Source organism: Priestia sp. FSL H7-0729, from assembly GCF_038005685.1.
Lineage (GTDB): Bacteria > Bacillota > Bacilli > Paenibacillales > Paenibacillaceae > Paenibacillus.
Genome location: NZ_JBBOTQ010000002.1, coordinates 479,178 through 500,635, shown reverse-complemented (window position 1 = coordinate 500,635; position 21,458 = coordinate 479,178). Strand labels below are relative to the sequence as shown.

The window sequence follows — 21,458 nt, the reverse complement described above, 5'->3', positions numbered from 1 at the left end:
AAGCTCCTTCGGAAATCCTGACGAATAGAGTTCACTTTCATGTATCATAGACAATCTCCCCAGATCCCTTCTCCGGACACCGTTTGCCAAACACGCCGACAACCGTATATTGGTCCATAGTATCAGCTCCGGTCACGATCAATTTACCACTTCGCAGCCAGGCATGAGCCATCATATGTCCTTGCTTATTCCGTGCAGTCCCCATATATAACGTACTTTCTATCTTGCGTCGCTCAAGCATCTTCATCCCGGCAATCGCCATCACCAGGCAGCGGCTTTCCCATAACGTATATTTGCTGGCGATCGAAATCGCTTTGGAAATATTCCGTATAGCGATGATCTCACTGCGATCGAGTCCTGTCATCGGCGTTTCAACCATGGGTGTACCTAGCCCTGGCGCGATTTTGGCAAATGGCATAGCCTTCTGTATGCGTGCCCAGCCAAGGAAGAGATAGGCCTCCCATACCAGTCGACGCATCGACCGCGGGAGCGAGAGATAAGCCTTTATTTTTCTCAACATCATGCTACACTCCGCGAGTAACGTCGATCAAATCTTCACGGGACAGATGTTCAAGAAACTGTACCACCTGCTCACGACACACATCCGGCTCAATCTCATATTCCGCAGCAAGTACCTCAACCACTTCTCCCAGCGTGCGTTCTTCTTCGATCAGATCCCAGATTCGACCACCGGTACTCCCGAGATTATAGTATTTTCCAGAGCTAATGCTCATCATGACTTTCTCACTGCCCATATCACTCACCAGGTTGCCTTCCTTCCGGATAACCCGATCTTCCACATTCATCGGCGTAGTCGCTGTCATTGTCCTGTATGCACTCCTTTACGTATATGATCTGTGATCCGATCCACCATCGCAAATGCTGTAAACTCATCACCCGTTCTGACCAATCTGCCAATCTCCACACTTGCCGAAAGTCTTGAAGCCGTCTCGAACAGCCACTGTGCCAATCCCTGTCTTGCAACGAGTCCACCGCGGAACGTATGCGAGCATAACAGATGCAATCGTTCTAGCCCAGTCACTTCAACCAGCTGAACGGATGAATGGTTTGCCTCCGGTTGTGGAGCAAGTTCGAATATCCCAGCTAGCGGTACAGCCATCTCATGAAAATAGTGTTGAACAGGGATCGCATACTTCGTAATCTCTGCGTGAACCGTTGCATAATCCTGTTCCTTCATGCCGAAACCATCCAGACTTGGCTGCCATAATTTCTGTTGTGGATAACCAGGTGATACGATGGCTCTTCCCCCGGCATCCCAAGTCAGTGCCACAACATCATCGGTAAGAAGCGGATATCCGCGTGATGCCAGTGCGGCCGACAGTGTCGATTTGCCTGCTCCCGAATGTCCGACAAATGCGTAAGCCCACCCATCAATAACCACTGCACTGCCATGTAGTGGAAGAATGCCACGCTGCATCATAATGACTGCCATACATGTGCCCAGGATGAATAATCTGACCTTTTTCTCATCTGCACCCGGTATAGGGGATACGACAATGCGCTTTCCTTGCTCCATTAGAAACAGACCTGTATCTTCGATTTTGAAAAAAAGGCTGCCCTCTCGCGCCACAAAATTGTCGTTGCCTACATCCCAGCACTCCCACAATGGCGCCAGATCTGAAGACTCGATGTGTACATCCACTCCATCAAAATCAGCCTCCGCATTCTTGGGTGCGACCTGTAGTTCAGGCATTCGAATCTGGCTCGACCAGCGCAGACCATACGCTACATAATGCACAGGCAACAATGAACGACGCCTCCTTCGTAATAAAATGGAAAAAAAGCCCTTATATTCATGTTGCTCAATATAAGGGCGGAGGCGAAAGCTGGATTGATTCCATTTCCGCCCTTTAAGTATGATGACACTTCATAACACTTAACAACTTAGGAAGTTGGATCGTACAGATCCGCATCGTGAACGGTTACCCAGTCAATTTGTCTGTAGCCAGTACCGGCCATCGTTTGATTGACTTCCAACACTTCAAGAGCTGGAGCTTGCCATTCTTTCTTTTCGTTTTGCATTGTATTCACCTCCCTTCATGTGCACATGGTCAAAATTTGCGAATAAAGCGGTACACAATCAGACTGTGCATCATCAATCGCAGATCGGGATGTGAAGCAAGCTCTGGTCTCGGACTCGGAAAGTTGGCTAGAGCAGATTTGATACGCTCCGTGTTTAATATGCCTGCCACCTTGCTGTCAGAACACAACGCACGCAACTCGGCCGTAAAGGCATCCCAATTCGGAATGATACGATGCAGCCAATCTGCCGGCTGTACACCCCGTACTCGCTGATTCAGCCTGACCTTGTCAGGCAGTTCTGGCGAAGTAGCGCGGCGAATTAATGAACGATCGGTCCCTTGTTTCACATATTGCTCAATCGGTACGGATAAGCAGAATCGAATGACTCTCACGTCACTGGTCGGGTCACGTTCCCAAGCCCGATAACGGAGAGAACATTTTGTAGCTACTGCACCATTTTTGTTCGCAATGGCCAGATTATTGAATTTCTCAGCACGGACCTTGAGGGCATCTGCCTGGGCACCGCCTTGTAGAACTATAATGGATTTGAGTCGTTCCAGCACACCCGTTCTTTGCGCAAAATCAGGATGGATTAACTGCACGGATGCGGCTTGGCTGGCTCCTTTGGCCTGAGCCTTGAACCAATCCGGATATGCCTTTCGCCCTGTGATCTTGGCTATACGGGAGAAGGGCATGCCGGTCCGTTCACTATACTGCTGCATCTCACGGAACCAGCGATACCAACGGCCACCTTTCAGCAGACTGGCGTAATAATCCAGAGCCGGCCCCCAGGAGATGGTGAAATTGCCACGTGCCCCTGTGAGCAGGATGCCTGCATCTTGCTGGCTCGCTTTTTCATAGAATCCGCGAATCCAGAATGAATTTTCAAAGTATTTATAAGGCATCTCCATAATATCGAGCCAGGTATCTACTTCACTAAGTGGACTTCTGCCTTCAAAATCAAGGTAGTTCTCCGTGATATTACCGACGTGATTAATCGTGGAACGTATGAAGGGCCTCTCGTCGGCCAGCAACGTTTTCGACGTATAATCTGTGAAGTCCGGTACGGGAACATAACTGTATGCTTGCAGCCGTTTGCCCTGACTTCGGAGTGTTCCGGAAGCAAAACCAACCACGGCTCCCGAGTCCAATCCCCCACTTAATGCAGCAGCCACCTGCCTGTGGGTTCGGAGTCGTGATCCAACCGCCTGCCCAAAGACCTCACGAAACGCTTCTACATACTCACCATCCGATTTAAGCCTTAGAGGTTCCACTTCATTCCAGCGATGATATTGCTTCAGCTCGAGTCTCCCATCCCGGAAGACAAGTGTATGTGCAGAAGGCAGCTGGCTTATTCCCCGATATACGGTAGAATTGATATCTGCTGAATCATGCATGTCGGGAATGGCAAGGAATTCGGACAGCCAGGTCTCATCAAGTTCTTTATGTACCCCTTCAAGCCCAAGCAACGGATTCATGAGTGTGCAGAAAGCAAATCGTGAACCATCATGTCGGTAATAGAAAGCTCTCATGCCGGTAATGTCTCTCGCTGCATACAGTTTACGATTCCGCTCATCCCATATGGCGAATACAAAATCCCCCAGCAATCGGACAGCCACATCGTCTCCCCAGCGCTGATAGGCACGCAAGATCAGTTCACTATCCGCCAACATAGCAAGTTCAGCTCTGGATATCTGTAATTGATCAGCCAGTTGTTCCCGATTATCCAGAATGGCATCTGCTGTGATCGTCAGACCACTTTCCTCATCAAATAAAGGCAATTTCTCGCTAACCGATTCCGGTGTAATCCATTGGGCATGACAGCTAAGGAAAGCCTCGTTGCCTTTCCACACTCCTGTTGTATCCGCAGGGATATGCCCAAGGCTTGCATACAAGCGCCAGCTGTCTTCCCATAGCGCCTGCTGACCATCGTTGTGAACAATTCCTGCTATGGCGCTCATGACTTGCCTCCCCGTAGAATTTTGCGCTGTGAAGCCCAGGCGCTGATCTGATGACCAAATGGTACCCATGATTTGATACGCTGTATTTTGCTCTGAGCAGAAGCCAGCTGTACTTTCAAGCGTTCTCGCTCACTGTATCCCCGCTCCAGACGATGATCTGCTGCCCTTAATGCGGCTTGCAGCTGTCTGATCGTTACCAGCGCAGCCAGCGTGGGGTCTGTTTTTTCCGGTTCTTCGCCAACGTGGTCATTAAGATTTCCAGGCATATCATGAACAACAGAATCTGTCGGCTGCATTCGGTATTGCGGTTGCCACTGGCAACCGGTCGCTACTGTCAACTGATGCGTGATACGGTCGATGACCTCTTGATCAGGACTTGCATCATACTGTACACCCGTCCATTGTTCGGCCTCTGCGAGCTGTTCGCTGTATCCCATCCGGTGGAACAGATCTGCCCCCATCACACGACAATACAGTTCAACTTCATGCGGTTCCAATATGTTTTTCCAGTTGTTAACCGAATCTCGGTGTGCTTTTTGATGCGAAGAGAGGAAGGGATCACCCACGCCCATACTGTAGAACATGTCAGACTTGGCACTGTCCAGAAACTGTCCATACTGCTCCATACCTTGTTCATATGAGATTCCCAAAAACGCGCATAGTTTCTCAAGTTCTTCCTGAGGACGGGACACTAATCGTTCATATTGCAATTCATATGCATTGGGATGTGGTTTGGCAAAATATTCATTCAAGCGGAGCATTCCAAGTGTGAGATCCACGGCTTTCATATTTAATTTGGAGCTCTGCAGACTATGAATCAGATCGAATCCTTCACCTGTGTGACGATTTACCTTTTTGAATGATGCAGCTATGGCCAGAGGATTACGCTGGAGATGAATGCGCTTGGACTCAGGGAACAGACGATCCAGCCATTCAAGCATGTAATAGTATCGTGGGGATTTATCAACGATGAAGTCTGCTCCGCTCCCTTCAAGGAATCCATTGTAGATCTCAAGAGCAAAACTTCTGCACGCCTTTTCGAAGACATCCTCGGATACCATGGCATTGTAGAACTGACGAATGATGGAGCTACCACCATAAGCGCGTGAATCAGCCTTGGGCAAATCGACAAGATTCATTAGAAACCACATTTCCTGGGTGGCAAATATACGACTATGATTTTGCAGCATGACGGTGGATAAGGAACTACCACTGCGGGGAACACATAGTAAGAAAACAAGTCCGTTACCTTGAGCATCGATCAATGGCAGCCTCTCCTCTGTTCATTAGTATAAATGTGTAGCCGGGATAGACCAGACTCTACCTTTGTGTTTGGCGAAACGAGTAATATGCACGCTATAGATCAGTATTTTGCAATATTCCGTCGGAAGCTAACCGGGTATGAAGCAAAACACATGGTTACATTCGACAACTTTTAGATACACTATGTATTTATAGCTTTACTCTATGATACAAAATGTATCATGTCAATCTTTTATTTTCACCTTTTCATAAATTGTTACTCTTTCACTGTATTCTGCTGTCTGTCGTTTAATCACTTCATCCTATCAATCTTAATAAAGTTGCATAAATGCGAATAAGCTTCAGACATGTTCTGTAAGGAACAATGCCTGAAGCCATGATTATTCCAACAAGAAGTTGGATATGACATCTATCAACAACTAACCAGTAAACCCTACATTTGGACTTTTCCCAGCAGAGTTCCGACACTCCCCTTACGCCCTTCTTCCTCATCTGCTAAGGTAGCATCCTGCAACCCCTGCTGCACGTTCACAGTTAACAATACAGCAATGCCCGCTACGAAAAAGAAGATAAGTGACAGAATTCCCCAACGTGTGGAACCTGTGATCTGCCCAACATAACCAAATACAAATGGACCGAAGATTGAAGAGAATTTGCCTGTAATATTCACAAATCCAAAATACTCACCTGTTCTGCCAGCTGGCATCAGATTGCTAAACAGGGAACGAGCTGTGGATTGACTTACACCCTGCACGACACCAACCAACCCGGCGAGCAGATAAAAGTGAATCGCTTGTGTCATGAAATAACCAAGAATTACGATACATATGTATACAGATAAACTAAAGATTAAGACCCGCTTCGCTCCCCAGCGCTGTGCCCAGGCTCCCAGTAACAATGTGCATGGGAAACCAATAAACTGGGTTAACAGCAGCGCGAGCATCAAGTCGGCTGTACCTATGCCTATACTTGTCCCGTAGATCGTAGCCATCAGAATAATGGTATTAATGCCGTCATTAAAAAACCAGAAAGCCACCAGCATACGGATTAACTGGGGAAAATGCCTCATCTGACGAAAGGTTTGCCGCAGTCTGCGAACTCCAACCGCAGCATACCCTTTCCACGAACCAGGCAGATCCGGTGATGCTGGCCGTCTCGGAGCATGGCGAAAGATCGGTATCGAGAACAAAAGCCACCACAGCGATACGGAGATAAAGGCTAGTCTTGTGCCTGCCAGTGTACTGTTCATCCCAAACCAGCCCGGTTGCTGAATCATCAGCATGTTCACCGCAAATAGCAAACCTCCTCCAATATAACCATACGCATACCCTTTGGAAGATATCATGTCTCTACGTTCCACAGGTACCAGATCCGGCAGCATGGCATCGTAAAAGGTATTGCCACCTGCAAAACCAATCGTAGATATGATCAGTAAGGCGGAAGCAAGTAACCAGTCCCCTTCTCCAATTGCGCTGAATCCCAATGTGGCAAGGACACCAATGATTGCAAATACACGCAGGAAGTCGCCCTTTCGTCCTGACAAATCAGCCAGCGTACCAAGCAGCGGTGTTAGCAGAGCCACACACAACATGCCAATGGAATGGGTATAGGCCAGATAGGAAGCCGCGGTATCCGTATCCAGTGTTGCGGCAGCCACCGAAGCATAGAATACGGGCAGCACTGCCGCCAGTACAGTTGTCGCATAAGCCGAGTTGGCCCAATCATACATAATCCAAGCCTTGATCGCCTTTTTATTCACATAAATCCTTCCTTTGCATGCATCTCTATATTAGTGCGAGTTCAAGAAGTCCCAGTGGGCCCTTCGAACACCTCTATCAGATGCAAGATCGATGTCTTTCTCCTATTGTAAAGGAAGGATAGCACACTTGTTCACTGTTTATGTAAAAAATGGAGCCGTTCTGTTCTGACGACTCACCTAACCTCTGAGGTGAACTTGCGTAATTGTATCATTTTATATCCACTCTCATCACATATCGTCCTCGCCCGTGAATATACTTAATTACCGACAGGCCAAACTGTGCCGCGTAATCAATGGGGGGTGCCTACATGTCAAATTCACACCAGCCTTACTCGTTCGTCGTGTCGAAGGAAGATTGGTCGCTTCACCGCAAAGGGTACCAGGACCAACAACGCCATCAGCAAAAGGTGAAAGATGTCATCAAGCAGAATCTGCCTGATCTGATTACGGAAGAAAACATCATTATGTCTGATGGAAAACAAATCATCAAGGTACCAATCCGCAGTCTGGATGAGTACCGTTTTGTGTATAACTACCAGAAGCAAAAACATGTCGGTCAAGGAGATGGTGACAGTCAGGTCGGAGACGTCATCGGTCGTGATCCCTCTGCTTCGCAGAAACCCGGCAAAGGCGAAAAAGCCGGTGATCAGCCTGGTCATGATATTGTGGAAGCCGAAGTTAGTATTGAGGAATTGGAAGATATGCTCTTCGCTGAGCTGGAATTACCCGATCTGAAACAGAAAGATAAAGACCTGATTGAGACACATACGGTGGTATTCAACGATATTCGCAAAAAAGGCATGCAGTCCAATATTGACAAGAAACGTACCATTCTGGAGAATCTTCGTCGTAATGCAACAACCGGTACGCCGGGCATCCATCATATCAGTCCGGATGACCTTCGCTACAAGACATGGGAAGACAAGATTATTCCACAATCCAATGCCGTTATTATTGCCATGATGGATACATCCGGGTCCATGGGTTCGTTCGAGAAATATTGCGCGCGCAGCTTTTTCTTCTGGATGACCCGTTTTCTACGCCGTCAGTATGAGAAAGTCGAGATTGTTTTCCTCGCCCATCATACGGAAGCCAAGGAAGTAACCGAAGAAGAGTTCTTTACCCGTGGTGAGAGCGGAGGCACCATCTGCTCCTCTGTATATATGAAGGCACTGGATATTATTGACAGTCGTTATCCACCTTCAAGCTACAACATCTACCCTTTCCACTTCTCTGATGGGGATAATCTGACCTCGGATAACGAACGGTGTGTGAAGCTGATCGGTGAGTTAATGAAGCGTAGCAATATGTTTGGATACGGCGAAGTCAATCAGTATAACCGCAGTAGCACACTGATGTCGGCTTATCGTCATATCAAGATGGATCAGTTCATGTATTATGTGATCAAAGAAAAAGGCGAAGTGTACAAAGCTTTGCGCAGCTTTTTCCAGAAACGGGAAGGAGGCAGCGTTAGATGACAGATGAGATCCGCGACCTAGAATACGCTATTGCCGAGATTATGGAGATTGCCAATGGATTCGGCCTGGATTATTACCCCATGCGGTACGAAATCTGCCCATCGGATATTATTTATACATTTGGAGCCTACGGCATGCCAACCCGATTCAGTCACTGGAGCTTCGGCAAAACATTTCATAAGATGAAAATGCAATACGATTTTGGACTCAGCAAGATTTATGAGCTTGTCATCAACTCCAACCCTTGTTATGCCTTCTTGCTGGATGGCAATTCCCTGATTCAGAACAAATTGATCGTAGCCCACGTACTGGCACACTGCGATTTTTTCAAAAACAATGCCCGCTTCTCCAAATCCAACCGTAATATGGTCGAAAGCATGGCTGCTACGGCGGATCGGATCAGCAATTATGAGATGGAGTACGGAACGGAAGCCGTTGAAGCATTTATCGATGCTGTAATTGCCATTCAGGAGCATGTAGACCCACAACTGATCAAACCCCGCCATTTGGACAAACAACGTTATATGGAGATGAAAATGCGGGAGCAGCGCGGAGAGAAAGCACCACGGCCGGAAGGTCGCTATGATGATCTATGGTCACTTGATGACGTGCAGACGGAAGAAGCACCCGCTGAAGGTATTCAGGTCCATCACTTTCCGCCTGAACCGGAGAAGGATGTCATGTGGTTTATTCAGGAATTCTCAGAAGTGCTGACCGACTGGCAGCGGGATATCATGAGTATGATGCGTGAGGAAATGTTATATTTCTGGCCACAAATGGAAACCAAAATCATGAACGAAGGCTGGGCATCCTACTGGCATCAACGCATTATCCGTGAGCTCGATCTGAACAGTGAGGATACGATCGAATTTGCGAAGCTCAACTCCTCTGTCGTGCAGCCATCCAAACAAAGTCTGAATCCGTATTATCTGGGACTCAAGATTTTCGAGGATATTGAACGGCGCTGGGATAATCCAACCCGTGAAGAACAGGAACGTTGGGGCCGCAAACCAGGGCAAGGTCGTGCCAAAATGTTCGAGGTACGTGAATTCGATTCCGATACCTCCTTTATCCGCAATTACATGACCAAGCAATTAACCGAGGATCTCGACCTCTACGTATTTGAGAAAAAAGGACCGGACTGGAAAATCACCGACAAGTCCTGGGAGAACATACGGGATCAACTTGTGTTCTCACGTGTCAACGGGGGTTCCCCTTATCTGGTCGTGCAAGATGCGGATTATCTGCGGACCGGGGAACTCGTGTTGAAACATCAGTATGAAGGCATTGAGTTGGATCTGAAATATATGGAACGCACGCTGCCTTATCTGTATCGCCTCTGGGGACGTACCGTACATGTGGAGACACGTGTCGAAGATAAACCGATCTGGTTTACGTATGATGGTAAGAAACACCACCGCAAGTTTATGTAAGGTTATGATAAATGCTTATATCGTGAACGATATCATAAAAAGATAAGATACCAAAAAGCGGCAAGTTCCCGAGATACACGGGGACTTGCCGCTTGGCATACAAAAAATTAGGAAGGTAACGCTGGTGAACCAGTCCCCTGCAATCGCAGCGGCACAAAAAAATCATGCTCCACTTCACTTGCTGGCAGCGGACGACTGAAATAATATCCCTGAATCTCACGGCAGTCATTCTGCATCAAAATATCCAACTGGTCTTTCGTCTCAATGCCTTCAGCAATGACTTCCATCTTGAGATTCTGAGCCATCGATATAATGGTCGCTACAATTGCCTGATCGCTGTGACTCTCTGTGATGTCCGTCACGAATGAACGATCAATCTTGAGCTTATGAATCGGGAAATGCTTCAGATAACTCAGTGAACTGTATCCCGTACCGAAGTCATCCAGACTGATCTTGACACCCAGTGTCGTAAGTTCAGTCAGAATGGCCGTCGATACTGTTGCATCCATCATCATGCTCTCCGTAATCTCCAGCTCCAGATATCGGGCTTCCAGTCCTGTCTCATGGAGTGCATTCTTGACCTGCTCTACCAAGTTGGATTGATGGAACTGCTGGCTGGACAAGTTAACCGATACCGGAATAAGCGGTCCGCCACTGGCATGCCATAGCTTCATCTGCCTGCATGCTTCGCGCAGCGTCCAGTTACCAATCTCATAGATCAAACCTGTCTCTTCTGCTAGTGGGATGAACACATTGGGTGCGAGAAGACCTTTGAGTGGATGATTCCAACGAATAAGCGCCTCCACACCAATCATGCGGCTATCCTCGGTACGAATCTGTGGTTGATAGTACAGGACCATCTCATCGCGTTCCAGTGCTTTACGAAGATAACCCTCCAGCTCAATGCGTTCATAGAGTTCCGAATCCAATTGGGCGGTGTAGAATTGGAAACCGTTCTTGCCGTTCTTCTTCACTTCATACATGGCGGAGTCCGCATGTTTCAGCAAAGCATCCACGCCCACCCCATGATCGGGATACATTGCAATTCCGATGCTGGCGGTCACATAGAAGTCATTTTCCTTCAATCGATAAGGTAATTGAATGGCTTCAACAATCTGTTTTGCAAGTTCTGCCACACGCACTTCTGTCGCTTGATCCTGTGTCACAACAAGTGTGAACTCATCGCCGCCCATCCGGGCCAACATGACATTCTCCATAGCCAAGGGATCAGAATCTTCTATAGCTTTCATGATCCGGTTGCTGACTTCTCTTAGAAACACATCTCCAATGGAATGTCCCAGCGAGTCATTAATCATCTTGAACCGATCTATATCCATTACCATAACGGCAAAAGAATTTCCTTTTTCTTCTGAATCGTGAATCGTACAAGCCAGCACATCATCCAACTTGCGCCGATTGGGCAGTCCCGTCAACGGATCATGCAAAGCCTGGTGACGAATGTTCTCCTGAGCTTGCTTCTCTTCCGTAATATCCTTGATCAGAATGTGGCTTCCCACATGGTTACCATCAATGACTACAGGAACCACAACAATACTAAGATCCAGAAGTTCACCCTGTATATCTCTCATCTTAGCCATATAATGCGCCTGCTCCAGCTTATGATCATCCCAATCGATGGAATCGAATTCACTGATCCATTCTATATCGATCTGCTGAACAATCTCATCAATGGAACGATTCATGACCCTTGTTTCAGGATAACCAGTGATTGTCGTTACCGCAGCATTAATGCCTTTGACAATGCCTTCCTTGTCTACTGAAATGATCGCATCCGAATGATTATGATACAGAGCCTGATACCATTGCTCATTCTCATGAATCCGTTGATCCTTCTGAGACATTCGCTGATTGATATATATCCCGAATAACGTCAAGCCCAAGGCAATAAATGTGCCCGATGCGATCAAGTAGGCAAGAATGCCTGGCTCAATCTGCATCCCCGAACTTGCCATTGCGCCATGTGAATGATGGAACTGTGCAGCTGACATCCCGGTATAATGCATGCCAGAGATTCCAACCCCCATAATGAGACCACTGCCCATCTTGTAAACCCAGGTATGTCTGGATTGATGATAACGGAAGAAAAACATGAGCCACAATGCCGCAAATGAAGCAAGTGCTGCAATCAGAATGGATAACACCACTCTGCCTGGTTCATATGTAACCGGAGTCGACATCGCTGCCATTCCCACATAATGCATCGAGCTGATTCCTGCTGTCATCAATACTCCAGCAATCATGAGCTTGCTAAGTCTGCCCGCTTGTCTACCCGCGATGTTCAAGGCCACCCCCGATGCGACAATAGCAAGTAGAACAGATAAAACAACCTTACCGGTGGAATAGGAAACTTGCGTAGGCAGAACAAAAGCCAACATACCTACGAAATGCATGGACCAGATTCCCAGCCCCATCGAGACTGCGCCGCAGGTAAGCCATACATTCCGCGCCAACCCGCTAGCCTGACTTACACGGCCTGCAAGGTCAAGGGCAGCGTATGAAGCTAACGATGCAATAATATAGGATAAAATAACAAGTTCTAAGTTGTACGTACCATGTAGGTGCTCCACTCACTCTGTCCTTTCAACCGGGAATTGCCTCTTATGTATGCAAAAATGTAAAAAAGAAGCGAGTGCGCTGTCTGGATGACAGGCACTCCCTCCGCATCATTTGACTCTTGACCACAGGCTTGGTTGAAGCCGTTGCCATACATTGGAACCCGTTTATTTGAATGTATATAGTCTAAACGTCCTAGCCTTTAAAATCAACACTTATTTCCAGAAATACGCTGTTAACTAGCTGACATTCTCAAATTCTAATATACAGCTGAATATTCTATTTGCGCGTCAGGAACAGACTGCCAAATTCGGATGTATCTTGATACGAATTACCTGATGAATCACTCCAGATGGACACACTGCTTCGTTTGCCATCTCCCGCGCCATCATCATTGACTTGAAGATCGAATCCAATCCATCTTTGCCCATCGGCACGAACGCTATCTAGCGGGATTGCCACTTCAACTGTGTACCCTCCGCTTGTTAAGCGGGTAGCTGATTTGAAGCCTTCTTTCCGTGCATTTCCTCCAAAAGAAGTCTCATTATCAAAATTTACCCGATACTGAGCGTCATCCTCCTGATAGAACGTTGTCTGATCTTTGTTCTGGTCAATAAAAATCTCGATCGAATCCTGCTCATGTGCATTAGAACTTAATTTGCTTCGCAACGGATCTTTCACATCTGCCAACACGTAGAGGTATTTCTCATCCCACAACAGCTGTGCAGTCGCCGTTGCACCTGAGTTTCCAATGACCCAAACATCCGTTTTAACAGATGCAGCCTTTTTCCAGATGTCATCCTTTTTCGCATCAATTACGGGTTTGCCATACGTAACCTTGGTTTGTTTCAATACAGAACCCAGCTTCAGTTTCCCGCGGTTGGCTGGTTTGTCAGGCTGCTGATTGGAAATATCATTCCAAACAATGGTCGCTGTCTTTCCAGCAGCATATTCATCCGTAATCCGAAAATCCAGAGACAAGACCTGCCCTTCGGTAAGTAAAGCAGCTGACATAGGCAGTGATGCGTATACAACATAACCTGTTTTGGTCTCCTGTACGTTGTAAGTATTTTTATCTTTGCCTTTACCGCCATCCCGTTTAAATGTATATTGACCATTAACAGACGGCGGATTTTTCTTCTTGGCAGACAGATCAGCTTCAGAAATTGCATCGCCTGTCCCCTTGACTTCTTCCGCGAGGAAAACCTGCACCTGATCCCCTTTGCGACGTGTGGTATCCTTCACTTCCACTCGTAAATTCACCTTTTTGGCATCCCACATCATGCGAGCCTCACCCGTAACCGCAGATGTACCATCTGCCAGATGATTAATTTCGAGTCCTTTCACAGCACCCCAAAGAATATCTTCCTGTCCTTTGTGATTCGGGAAAGTAGGGCTGGCCTTAAGTGCTGTCCACTCATTACGATAGATCGGAAGAGTGGTAGCGTCCACCAGTGCCCAATAGGCCGGTTTTGCTTTCAATTTACGATCAAACAGCAACGGTGCATCTTTGCGTCCTTTGACTGGATGATTGTCAAGCCACGTCCCATCATCCGCAAGTCCCCATACAGTAACACTGTCCATTACGCCGCGTTTTCCCAACTCGTCGAACAGGTCGAACAGTTCACGATAACGGTAAGCTTGTTGCAACATTAATTCATCTGTGACAGGCATCTCCAGTTCAGAATTACTTGAATAGATCGAAACGTCCAGCTCTGTAACCTGTACATTCACACCAAGAGCAATCACTTTCTCAAAAGCCTCACGAATGAGCTTTACATCCGGTCCGTACATCGACACATGCATCTGGAATCCAACCGCATCAATTGGTGTTCCTTTGGCAAGCAGCTTCTCTACAAGCTTCACCATATCATTCACCTTGTTTCCATTGCCCTCCATTCCATAGTCATTAATCACCAATACCGCATCAGGGTCAGCCTCGCGTGCATATCGGAAAGCCAGCTCAATGTAATCACTGTCATCTCCATCGCCATCTACATCCCCTATAATGTCTCTCCACTTGGAATTACTGGCCTCATTCCGCAAGCCGCCTCCGTCCGAGATGACTTCATTGACGACATCCCATGTATGAACCTTTCCTTTATAATGAGTGACGATGGTCTGAATATGATTTTTCATCCGTGCAAGCAACTGTTCTCGCGTGGCAGGTTTGGAAGCATCATTCGGATCGGTAAAGAACCAGTCCGGCACCTGACTATGCCATAACAGCGTATGACCTCTTACCTCCATGTCATTGGCTTCGGCGAAGTTCACCAGACGATCCGCCTCTGACCAGACAAACTGCCCTTCCTTTGGTTGCATCGCATCCATTTTCATAAAATTTCCGGCTGTAATACTATTAAAATGTTTCGTCAACAACTGGGAATGCGGATCTTCTGCATCCAGTGCAGATTGGTCGATCGCCGCTCCCATTGCATAATGTTGTCCCACAACATCCACGAGATTCGGAATGTTCGGCTCAATTTCAATTTTTTCGGCTTCCGTAATCAGAACATCATCCACGTAAAAAGTAATCGTATCGGCCGGCGTCACTTCCGCTGACGTCTTCCATGGAGTCTCTGCATACATCCGGAATCCGGTGATGCCACTATTTTCCCCAGGGACCACCACATCCGCCTCGATTTTTTTCCACTGTCCTTTGTTCAAGGTAGCAGAGGCAAACGTAGCATATTCAAGACTTGAAGCGTCATTATTGTACTCTTTCTCCAGTGAACCGTTAATGACCTGACTGTCGGGTCCTTCATCGTACATGGCCCAAAATGAAATATGAACCGTGCTGCCCTTCTGTACATGGTCTATTATTTCAATTAAGGGTCCATGGAACGTTTCGGTACGGGAAGAGGTTCTCAGACTGCGTGTGCTGTCGTGACCTACTTGCGTTACAATCTCAAGCTTTTCACTCGCACGTGGACGCCATTGTCCCAACACACCATCTTCAAAATTAGCCTCAAACAGTACTTCATCTTCGCCAGTCTTAACGTCTGCCGCTTGAGCACGTGTCCCTCCTGTTCCCACACTCGGGAACAAACTGAGGATCAATACAGCCGACAAGCACAAGCTCCACCATTTTCTCAAATGCATCCGATCTCCTCCTTGGTTGGTTGTTTGTAGTCTGTGAAGAGTAACCTTTGTTCTGTCATGCGCCAGCCCTTTACAAGATCGTTGTGCAGGATTGGATAGACGTTATTAAATAAAAATTGTAAGCACTTTCATTATACGATTGCCAACAAACTTTGTTTACCCGTTAAACTATAGGACTTATTCTAAAATCTTCAGAATAATGTAGAACGGCAAAAAGCACAGCTTGTCAGCTGTGCTCCGTGTCAATGTCTCTACACTTTTAAAGGTGCTGTCGTCTGACGAATCACCAGATTGGAAGGTTCCGTCACAACGGGAGGAGAATAAGCCGGATTTTCAATCATGGCAATCAGATATTCGATGGACTTAATGCCAATAGAATAGATATTCTGATTCACCGTAGTTAATCCAGGTTTAAATACCTCAGCATAATATGTGTTGTCGAACCCGACAACCGAGATATCTTCTGGCACACTCAGTCCATGCTTTTCAATCTCATGAATGGCTCCAAAGGCAGACATGTCTGATGCACAGACAATCCCTGTTGGTTGATCCTCAAGTGCCAGCAATCGCCGGGCAGCCTTGCTTCCCCCGTCGAATGAATAATCGCAGACCTCCAGATATACTGTAGAATATGGAATGCCGCATTCTCGCAACCCTTCCCTATACCCTTCCAATCGCAGATTAGCTACGGCGGGGCCAAGTGTCCCTGAGATATAAGCAATTTTGCGGTGCCCAAGCTCATGCAGATGTCTGACACTCATCGAGATCCCGTTGGCGTTGTCCGTAGTAATGTAACCGGCACGCTTGCCCAACAGGTCCGTATCAATAAACATCGTTGGAATCTCTGCATCCACCAGTTCCTGAATACTCGTATTTTCTCTGCCTTCCCCGAATACCACAACGCCATCCACATTACGACTGCGGCAATGTTTGATGAACGAGTACGCCGGATCATCGAATCGAGTAGACAATCTGACAAGATCATATCCACTGTTCTCCAGCGCAGTCTTGATCCCTTCAAGTAATTCCGACACAAAAGGGTTGGTAAATGGGACCGTCAACAGTACGCCTACCGTCCATGAACGGCGTTTAACAAGTCCACGTGCGACCACATTGGGTTGATATTTCAATAATTCGATGGCTATATTGACTTTTTTGCGTGTTTTTTCACTTACATCAGGATAATCGTTTATCACTTTGGAAACGGTTGCAACAGATACTCCCGCTTCCTTGGCCACATCATGGATAGAAGCCATCTGATCACCTCAACCTCTTTCAAATCCCCTGTCTCCGGCTGCATTTTCTATAACATCGGCAGGTTTGTCTACCCATTATAGCTTAAAACAGCCTGAAACGGTATGGAAGGTTCCTATTGCTTTTAACGTCTATTCCTGTTGTTCCAGATTCTTCAAATCCAGAGACAGTTTCTCCATCGTTGTTGCAAATACAGCGAGTTCAGCCGAGCGTGAAGCTTGACTACGTGCTCCACGAGACGTATGATCCGACTCCTGCTGCACACTGCTCAGTTTCTTCATGATCTGCTCCAGATTAGACTGAATCTTACCTTGGGCGTCACGGGAGCTGGCTGCAAGCTTGCGCACCTCACTGGCGACGACTTCAAAGCCACGTCCGAACTCTCCTGCATGTGCAGCTTCAATCGCTGCATTCAGACCAACAAGATGACTCTGATCCGATATCTCACGAATGAGTTCACCCATTTTACCGATCTGCTGGATCTCCCCCGTCAATTCCGTGAGCAGAACTTGAGCCTGATCTTGGGAAGCAGCTGTTTCTTTGGCTACATTCGAGATGGCCAGCGCATTTTCATTCAGTTCACTAATCATGCCTGTAAGCTCTTGGGTAATCTGCGTGATCGCCAGTAAGGTATGTTGTTGATCATCAGCAAGCTGAGATAATTTTTCTTTTTCTTTCTTCTCATAAGCCTCAAGGACAAGCTGTGAATCCAGATTGAACATTTTACTGAGCGCCTGAATGACAAGATGCCAGGAATCAGGGATTACCTGCTGGAATATGCTCGTTGCAATATCAAGGTAAACCATATAGGTACCCAGATAATAATCTTCGGACAGGCCAATACGGGAGTGCACAAGCCCAATTGCAATACGCTGCTCAATATATGCGTCGTCCACGATTCCATCCGTCATCGATAACCAGTACATCTTCTGCGTCTCTTTTAAACGTTCAATGGAAGAGAATCTTGCGATGAGATCTACAAGATCAGGATAATTCCCTACATGATTGTAGAAATGATCCACCACTTCATTCACGACTTTTTTAAAAACAGGCCGATGATCGGCAAGCAGTGCCAGATCTCCTGCGGTTAATCCCATGTAATCAAGTTGCTTCTGTCTTGTTGCGGAAATACTGCTCATATCTGGTTCAGTCAGCTCCTTAATAAACACCATTACTTTAAATTGTAAATATATGTATTGATTATAGACTAAAATACCTAAACGTACATATACCATTAGAACTAATTCACCGCAAAATTAACCTTATTTGTCAGCATTTTAGATTAATAAGATGCTTATGGAACTAAAAAGGCCCTGACTCTGCTGTGAAGGAGCCTCACAGCAGACATCAGAAGCCTGATCCGGAATGGTTCGTTGCCGATTAGCGATTAAGCAGACTGCCCACATAGCGTAGCAGTTCATTGGCGCTGGCTGCGGTATATCCATGTTCTTCAATTAGGCGTTTGATCACTTCATTCATTCGTTTCAATTGGGTTGCATCTGGTGTTTTGGTTGAGGTTGTAATCTTGACGATGTCTTTCAGATCGGTAAACAACTTCTTCTCAATCGCTTCACGCAGACGGTCATGGCTGCTGTACTCAAATTTGCGCTCCTTACGGGAGTAAGCCGAGATTCGGATTAGAATCTCTTCCCTGAACGCTTTCTTCGCATTCTCGGAGATGCCGATCTGCTCCTCGATGGAACGCATCAGACGCTCATCCGGGTCCAACTCTTCATCTGTGAGCGGATCACGAATTTTGGACCAGTTGCAGAATGCCTCAATGTTATCGAGATAGTTCTCGAATAGTGTTCTTGCCGACTCCTCGAATGAGTACACAAAAGCTTTCTGTACTTCCTTCTTGGCCAGTTCATCATACTCCTTGCGTGCAAGAGCAATGAAGTTCAGATAACGCTCCCGCTCTTCTTTCGTAATCGAAGCATGTTGGTCCAGTCCGTCCTTAATGGCTCGCAGAATGTCCAGCGCGTTAATGCTTTGAAGATTTTGCTTGATCAAAGCACTGGAGATCCGGTTGATGACATACCGCGGGTCAATACCAGACATCCCTTCATCCAGATATTCATTTTGCATCTCGCGGAGATCGGCTTCTTTGTAGCCTTCCACCTCTTCACCGTCATACATCCGCATTTTTTTAACGAGATCCATGCCTTGTTTCTTCGTTTCTTTCAAGCGGGTAAGTATGGAAAAAATGGCTGCAGTCCGCAATGCATGCGGTGCAATATGAACATGCTTCATGTCACTTTGCTGAATGAGCTTGGCATAGATTTTCTCTTCTTCGGATACTTTCAAGTTGTACGGAATCGGCATGACAATCATCCGGGATTGCAGTGCCTCATTCTTCTTGTTGGAGATAAATGACTTATACTCCGATTCATTCGTATGCGCCACAATCATCTCATCCGCACTGATTAAGGCGAAGCGTCCTGCTTTGAAATTCCCCTCCTGTGTGAGCGACAATAGGTTCCATAGGAATTTCTCATCACATTTCAACATCTCCTGGAACTCCATCAATCCGCGGTTCGCCTTGTTCAACTCCCCATCAAAACGATAGGCACGTGGATCGGATTCGGAACCAAATTCGGTGATGGTGGAGAAGTCGATACTACCGGTCAGATCGGCAATATCCTGCGATTTTGGATCAGATGGACTGAACGTTCCTATACCCACGCGATTATCTTCGGAAACAATGACCCGTTCCACCGGCACCTTGCTAATATCACCGCCATATTCGGTACGGAGTCTCATTTGGCAAGATGGGCAAAGGTTACCCTCAATACGGACTCCAATTTCCTTTTCCACTTCAGGACGAAGCTCGAGTGGAATCAAATGCAACGGCTCCTCATGCATCGGGCATCCATCAATGGCGTATATGGCACCTTTCTCTGTCCGCGAGAATTGTTCAAGACCCCGCTTCAGCAACGTCACCAACGTCGATTTACCCCCACTCACGGGACCCATAAGGAGCAAGATCCGCTTACGTACATCCAGACGGCGTGCTGCTGAGTGAAAGTATTCTTCGACCAACTTTTCAATGGATCGATCCAATCCAAAGATCTCCTGCTCAAAAAACTTGTACCGCTTATGCCCACCTACTTCTTCCACGCCAAACGATTCAATCATTTCATATACTCTGGCGTGAGCCGTCATTGCCGGAGTCGGGTCCTTTCTCAGCAGTTCAATATAATCTTCAAATGTTCCGTTCCATGTCAAACGGTCACTCTCTGCCCGATGTTCCGCAACGCGTTCAAAAATATTCATGCTTGGTACCTCCCATGGCTCCTTTAGTGTGATTGTCAACCATTCCGAATGGTATGAAGAATCAATAGAATTGCGGCTCCTGCTTGAATACCAATCTCGCGGTCCTGTATAGTCCCGCCACCCTCTGTCCAAACATCTTGTATTGTTGTGAAAAGTGTATTACATACCTATGCGGCAATTCGGATAAGTTGACCTCTTTTTTTCAATCTACGGCTTCGAATTTTGGCTTTTCCCTGTTCTATCAGACATCTTGTGCCTTCAGAAAAAAAAGAACGAATATGATATAATGAGGGTTCTAAATTCAGGAAACCGGACAACACATGGTCAGAAACAGGCCACTTCAGGAAAGGAGTACGGACGATGGCAGTGCAATACGAAACCGAATTATATTCGCCTGTGAAGACTTTCTTCGAGCAACGTGGCTTCGACGTCAAGGCGGAAGTAAGACACTGTGACCTCGTAGGGGTCAGATCGGACCAGGAGGAACCACTGATTGTGGAGATGAAAAAAACATTTAACCTCTCCCTCTTGTTGCAGGGCATGCAGCGCTTGAAGCTTAGCCCGTTCGTGTATTTGGCCGTCGAGCGCAATCGCAGCAAACGTGGAGCCGTGAATCAACGCTGGAGCGAACTGACTGCATTATGCAGTCAGCTTGGTCTGGGTCTGCTGACAGTCACATTTTACAAAACCAAAGCTCCTCTGATTGATGTATTGTGCGAACCCTCCGCCCAGCTCCCCCTCACTGGCCGCAATCAGGTTGCCCGCAAAAGCGGTGTTCGACGGAAACGCCTGCTGAAGGAATTCGACGAACGCAGTGGAGATTACAATACAGGGGGCAGCACACGCAGACAGCTGGTCACCGCATATCGTGAGAAGGCATTACGGGTCGCATCCGCGCTGCGAACAAACGGAGAAGCCTCTCCCGCCACTCTCGCCAGACAGACTGGTGTAGGTACTGCCGCGGCGATTCTGCAAAAGAATTATTACGGCTGGTTTGAACGCCTCTCCCGCGGGAAATACATCCTGACCATTAAGGGAGTACAGGCGTTAAGTGAGCATGCACACATGCTTGAGGATAATGATATGATTGAACGAACCATTAATGAACCTGATGTAACGTATTCTGTACCTGGTGAAAATAAGGACGACCTAGCGCACATTGCCGAAACGGTAGAGCAGTACCTAAAAAATACAGGCCACATCTGATAAGAATTCATGGAAAGTAACGGATATGAAAAAATGAGAATGCAAAAACACCTGTCATCTCCAGTGGAGACAACAGGTGTTTTTGTATGTTCTATATAGAAGAATGCTA

General features: G+C 46.9%; 15 protein-coding genes. 3 read left to right on the top strand and 12 right to left on the bottom strand.

Annotated features, from left to right (window positions below; all coding sequences use genetic code 11):
* Positions 1 to 37: 37 nt before the first annotated feature.
* From MHH93_RS08750 to MHH93_RS08720, 7 genes are all read right to left on the bottom strand, one after another.
* Positions 38 to 520 (bottom strand): lasso peptide biosynthesis B2 protein, encoded by a 483-nt coding sequence (locus MHH93_RS08750; protein WP_500053770.1) that lies wholly within the window; start codon positions 518 to 520, stop codon positions 38 to 40.
* Positions 521 to 524: 4 nt separating this feature from the next.
* Positions 525 to 824: a lasso peptide biosynthesis PqqD family chaperone gene (locus MHH93_RS08745; protein ID WP_500053704.1), complete on the bottom strand. Its 300-nt coding sequence runs from the start codon at positions 822 to 824 to the stop codon at positions 525 to 527.
* Positions 821 to 1,768: an aldolase gene (locus tag MHH93_RS08740; RefSeq protein ID WP_500053703.1), complete on the bottom strand. Its 948-nt coding sequence runs from the start codon at positions 1,766 to 1,768 to the stop codon at positions 821 to 823. Before MHH93_RS08740 ends, MHH93_RS08745 begins: the two co-directional genes overlap by 4 nt.
* Positions 1,769 to 1,905: 137 nt before the next feature.
* Positions 1,906 to 2,043, bottom strand: a complete 138-nt coding sequence (locus tag MHH93_RS08735; RefSeq protein WP_278296013.1) for a paeninodin family lasso peptide — start codon at positions 2,041 to 2,043, stop codon at positions 1,906 to 1,908.
* A gap of 29 nt (positions 2,044 to 2,072) precedes the next feature.
* Positions 2,073 to 4,004 (bottom strand): asparagine synthase-related protein, encoded by a 1,932-nt coding sequence (locus MHH93_RS08730; protein ID WP_500053702.1) that lies wholly within the window; start codon positions 4,002 to 4,004, stop codon positions 2,073 to 2,075.
* Positions 4,001 to 5,269 (bottom strand): sulfotransferase family protein, encoded by a 1,269-nt coding sequence (locus MHH93_RS08725; protein WP_500053700.1) that lies wholly within the window; start codon positions 5,267 to 5,269, stop codon positions 4,001 to 4,003. The genes MHH93_RS08730 and MHH93_RS08725 overlap by 4 nt, the downstream gene beginning before the upstream one ends.
* Before the next feature lie 431 nt (positions 5,270 to 5,700).
* A complete protein-coding gene (locus MHH93_RS08720) occupies positions 5,701 to 7,026 on the bottom strand; it encodes an MFS transporter (protein ID WP_500053699.1) in 1,326 nt (441 codons plus the stop codon).
* A gap of 308 nt (positions 7,027 to 7,334) precedes the next feature.
* Between MHH93_RS08720 and yhbH the strand changes: the two genes are divergently transcribed.
* Both yhbH and MHH93_RS08710 read left to right on the top strand, forming a co-directional pair.
* The gene (gene yhbH, locus MHH93_RS08715) at positions 7,335 to 8,504 is read left to right on the top strand and encodes a sporulation protein YhbH (protein ID WP_036609998.1); all 1,170 of its coding nucleotides are present in this window, start codon (positions 7,335 to 7,337) and stop codon (positions 8,502 to 8,504) included.
* Positions 8,501 to 9,937, top strand: coding sequence for a SpoVR family protein (locus MHH93_RS08710; RefSeq protein WP_249911246.1), 1,437 nt, complete (start codon positions 8,501 to 8,503; stop codon positions 9,935 to 9,937). Before yhbH ends, MHH93_RS08710 begins: the two co-directional genes overlap by 4 nt.
* Before the next feature lie 107 nt (positions 9,938 to 10,044).
* On the opposite strand, the gene MHH93_RS08705 is transcribed toward MHH93_RS08710, so the two are convergent.
* From MHH93_RS08705 to MHH93_RS08685, 5 genes are all read right to left on the bottom strand, one after another.
* Positions 10,045 to 12,525 carry an EAL domain-containing protein gene (locus MHH93_RS08705; RefSeq protein WP_500053698.1) on the bottom strand — a complete coding sequence of 827 codons (2,481 nt, stop codon included), beginning with the start codon at positions 12,523 to 12,525 and terminating at the stop codon, positions 10,045 to 10,047.
* Between the two features lie 265 nt (positions 12,526 to 12,790).
* A complete protein-coding gene (locus MHH93_RS08700) occupies positions 12,791 to 15,613 on the bottom strand; it encodes an endo-1,4-beta-xylanase (RefSeq protein WP_500053697.1) in 2,823 nt (940 codons plus the stop codon).
* Positions 15,614 to 15,864: 251 nt separating this feature from the next.
* Entirely contained in the window at positions 15,865 to 16,869 is a 1,005-nt protein-coding gene (locus MHH93_RS08695) for a LacI family DNA-binding transcriptional regulator (protein WP_500053696.1), read from the bottom strand.
* Positions 16,870 to 16,998: 129 nt separating this feature from the next.
* On the bottom strand, positions 16,999 to 18,006 hold the full coding sequence (locus MHH93_RS08690; protein ID WP_500053695.1) for a protoglobin domain-containing protein: 1,008 nt from the start codon (positions 18,004 to 18,006) through the stop codon (positions 16,999 to 17,001).
* 241 nt (positions 18,007 to 18,247) lie between these two features.
* A complete protein-coding gene (locus MHH93_RS08685; RefSeq protein WP_440387912.1) occupies positions 18,248 to 20,143 on the bottom strand; it encodes a PrkA family serine protein kinase in 1,896 nt (631 codons plus the stop codon).
* A gap of 360 nt (positions 20,144 to 20,503) precedes the next feature.
* Here MHH93_RS08685 and MHH93_RS08680 point away from each other — a divergent pair, with 360 nt between their 5' ends.
* Positions 20,504 to 21,349 carry a DUF2161 domain-containing phosphodiesterase gene (locus MHH93_RS08680; protein WP_500053693.1) on the top strand — a complete coding sequence of 282 codons (846 nt, stop codon included), beginning with the start codon at positions 20,504 to 20,506 and terminating at the stop codon, positions 21,347 to 21,349.
* Positions 21,350 to 21,458 lie beyond the last annotated feature (109 nt).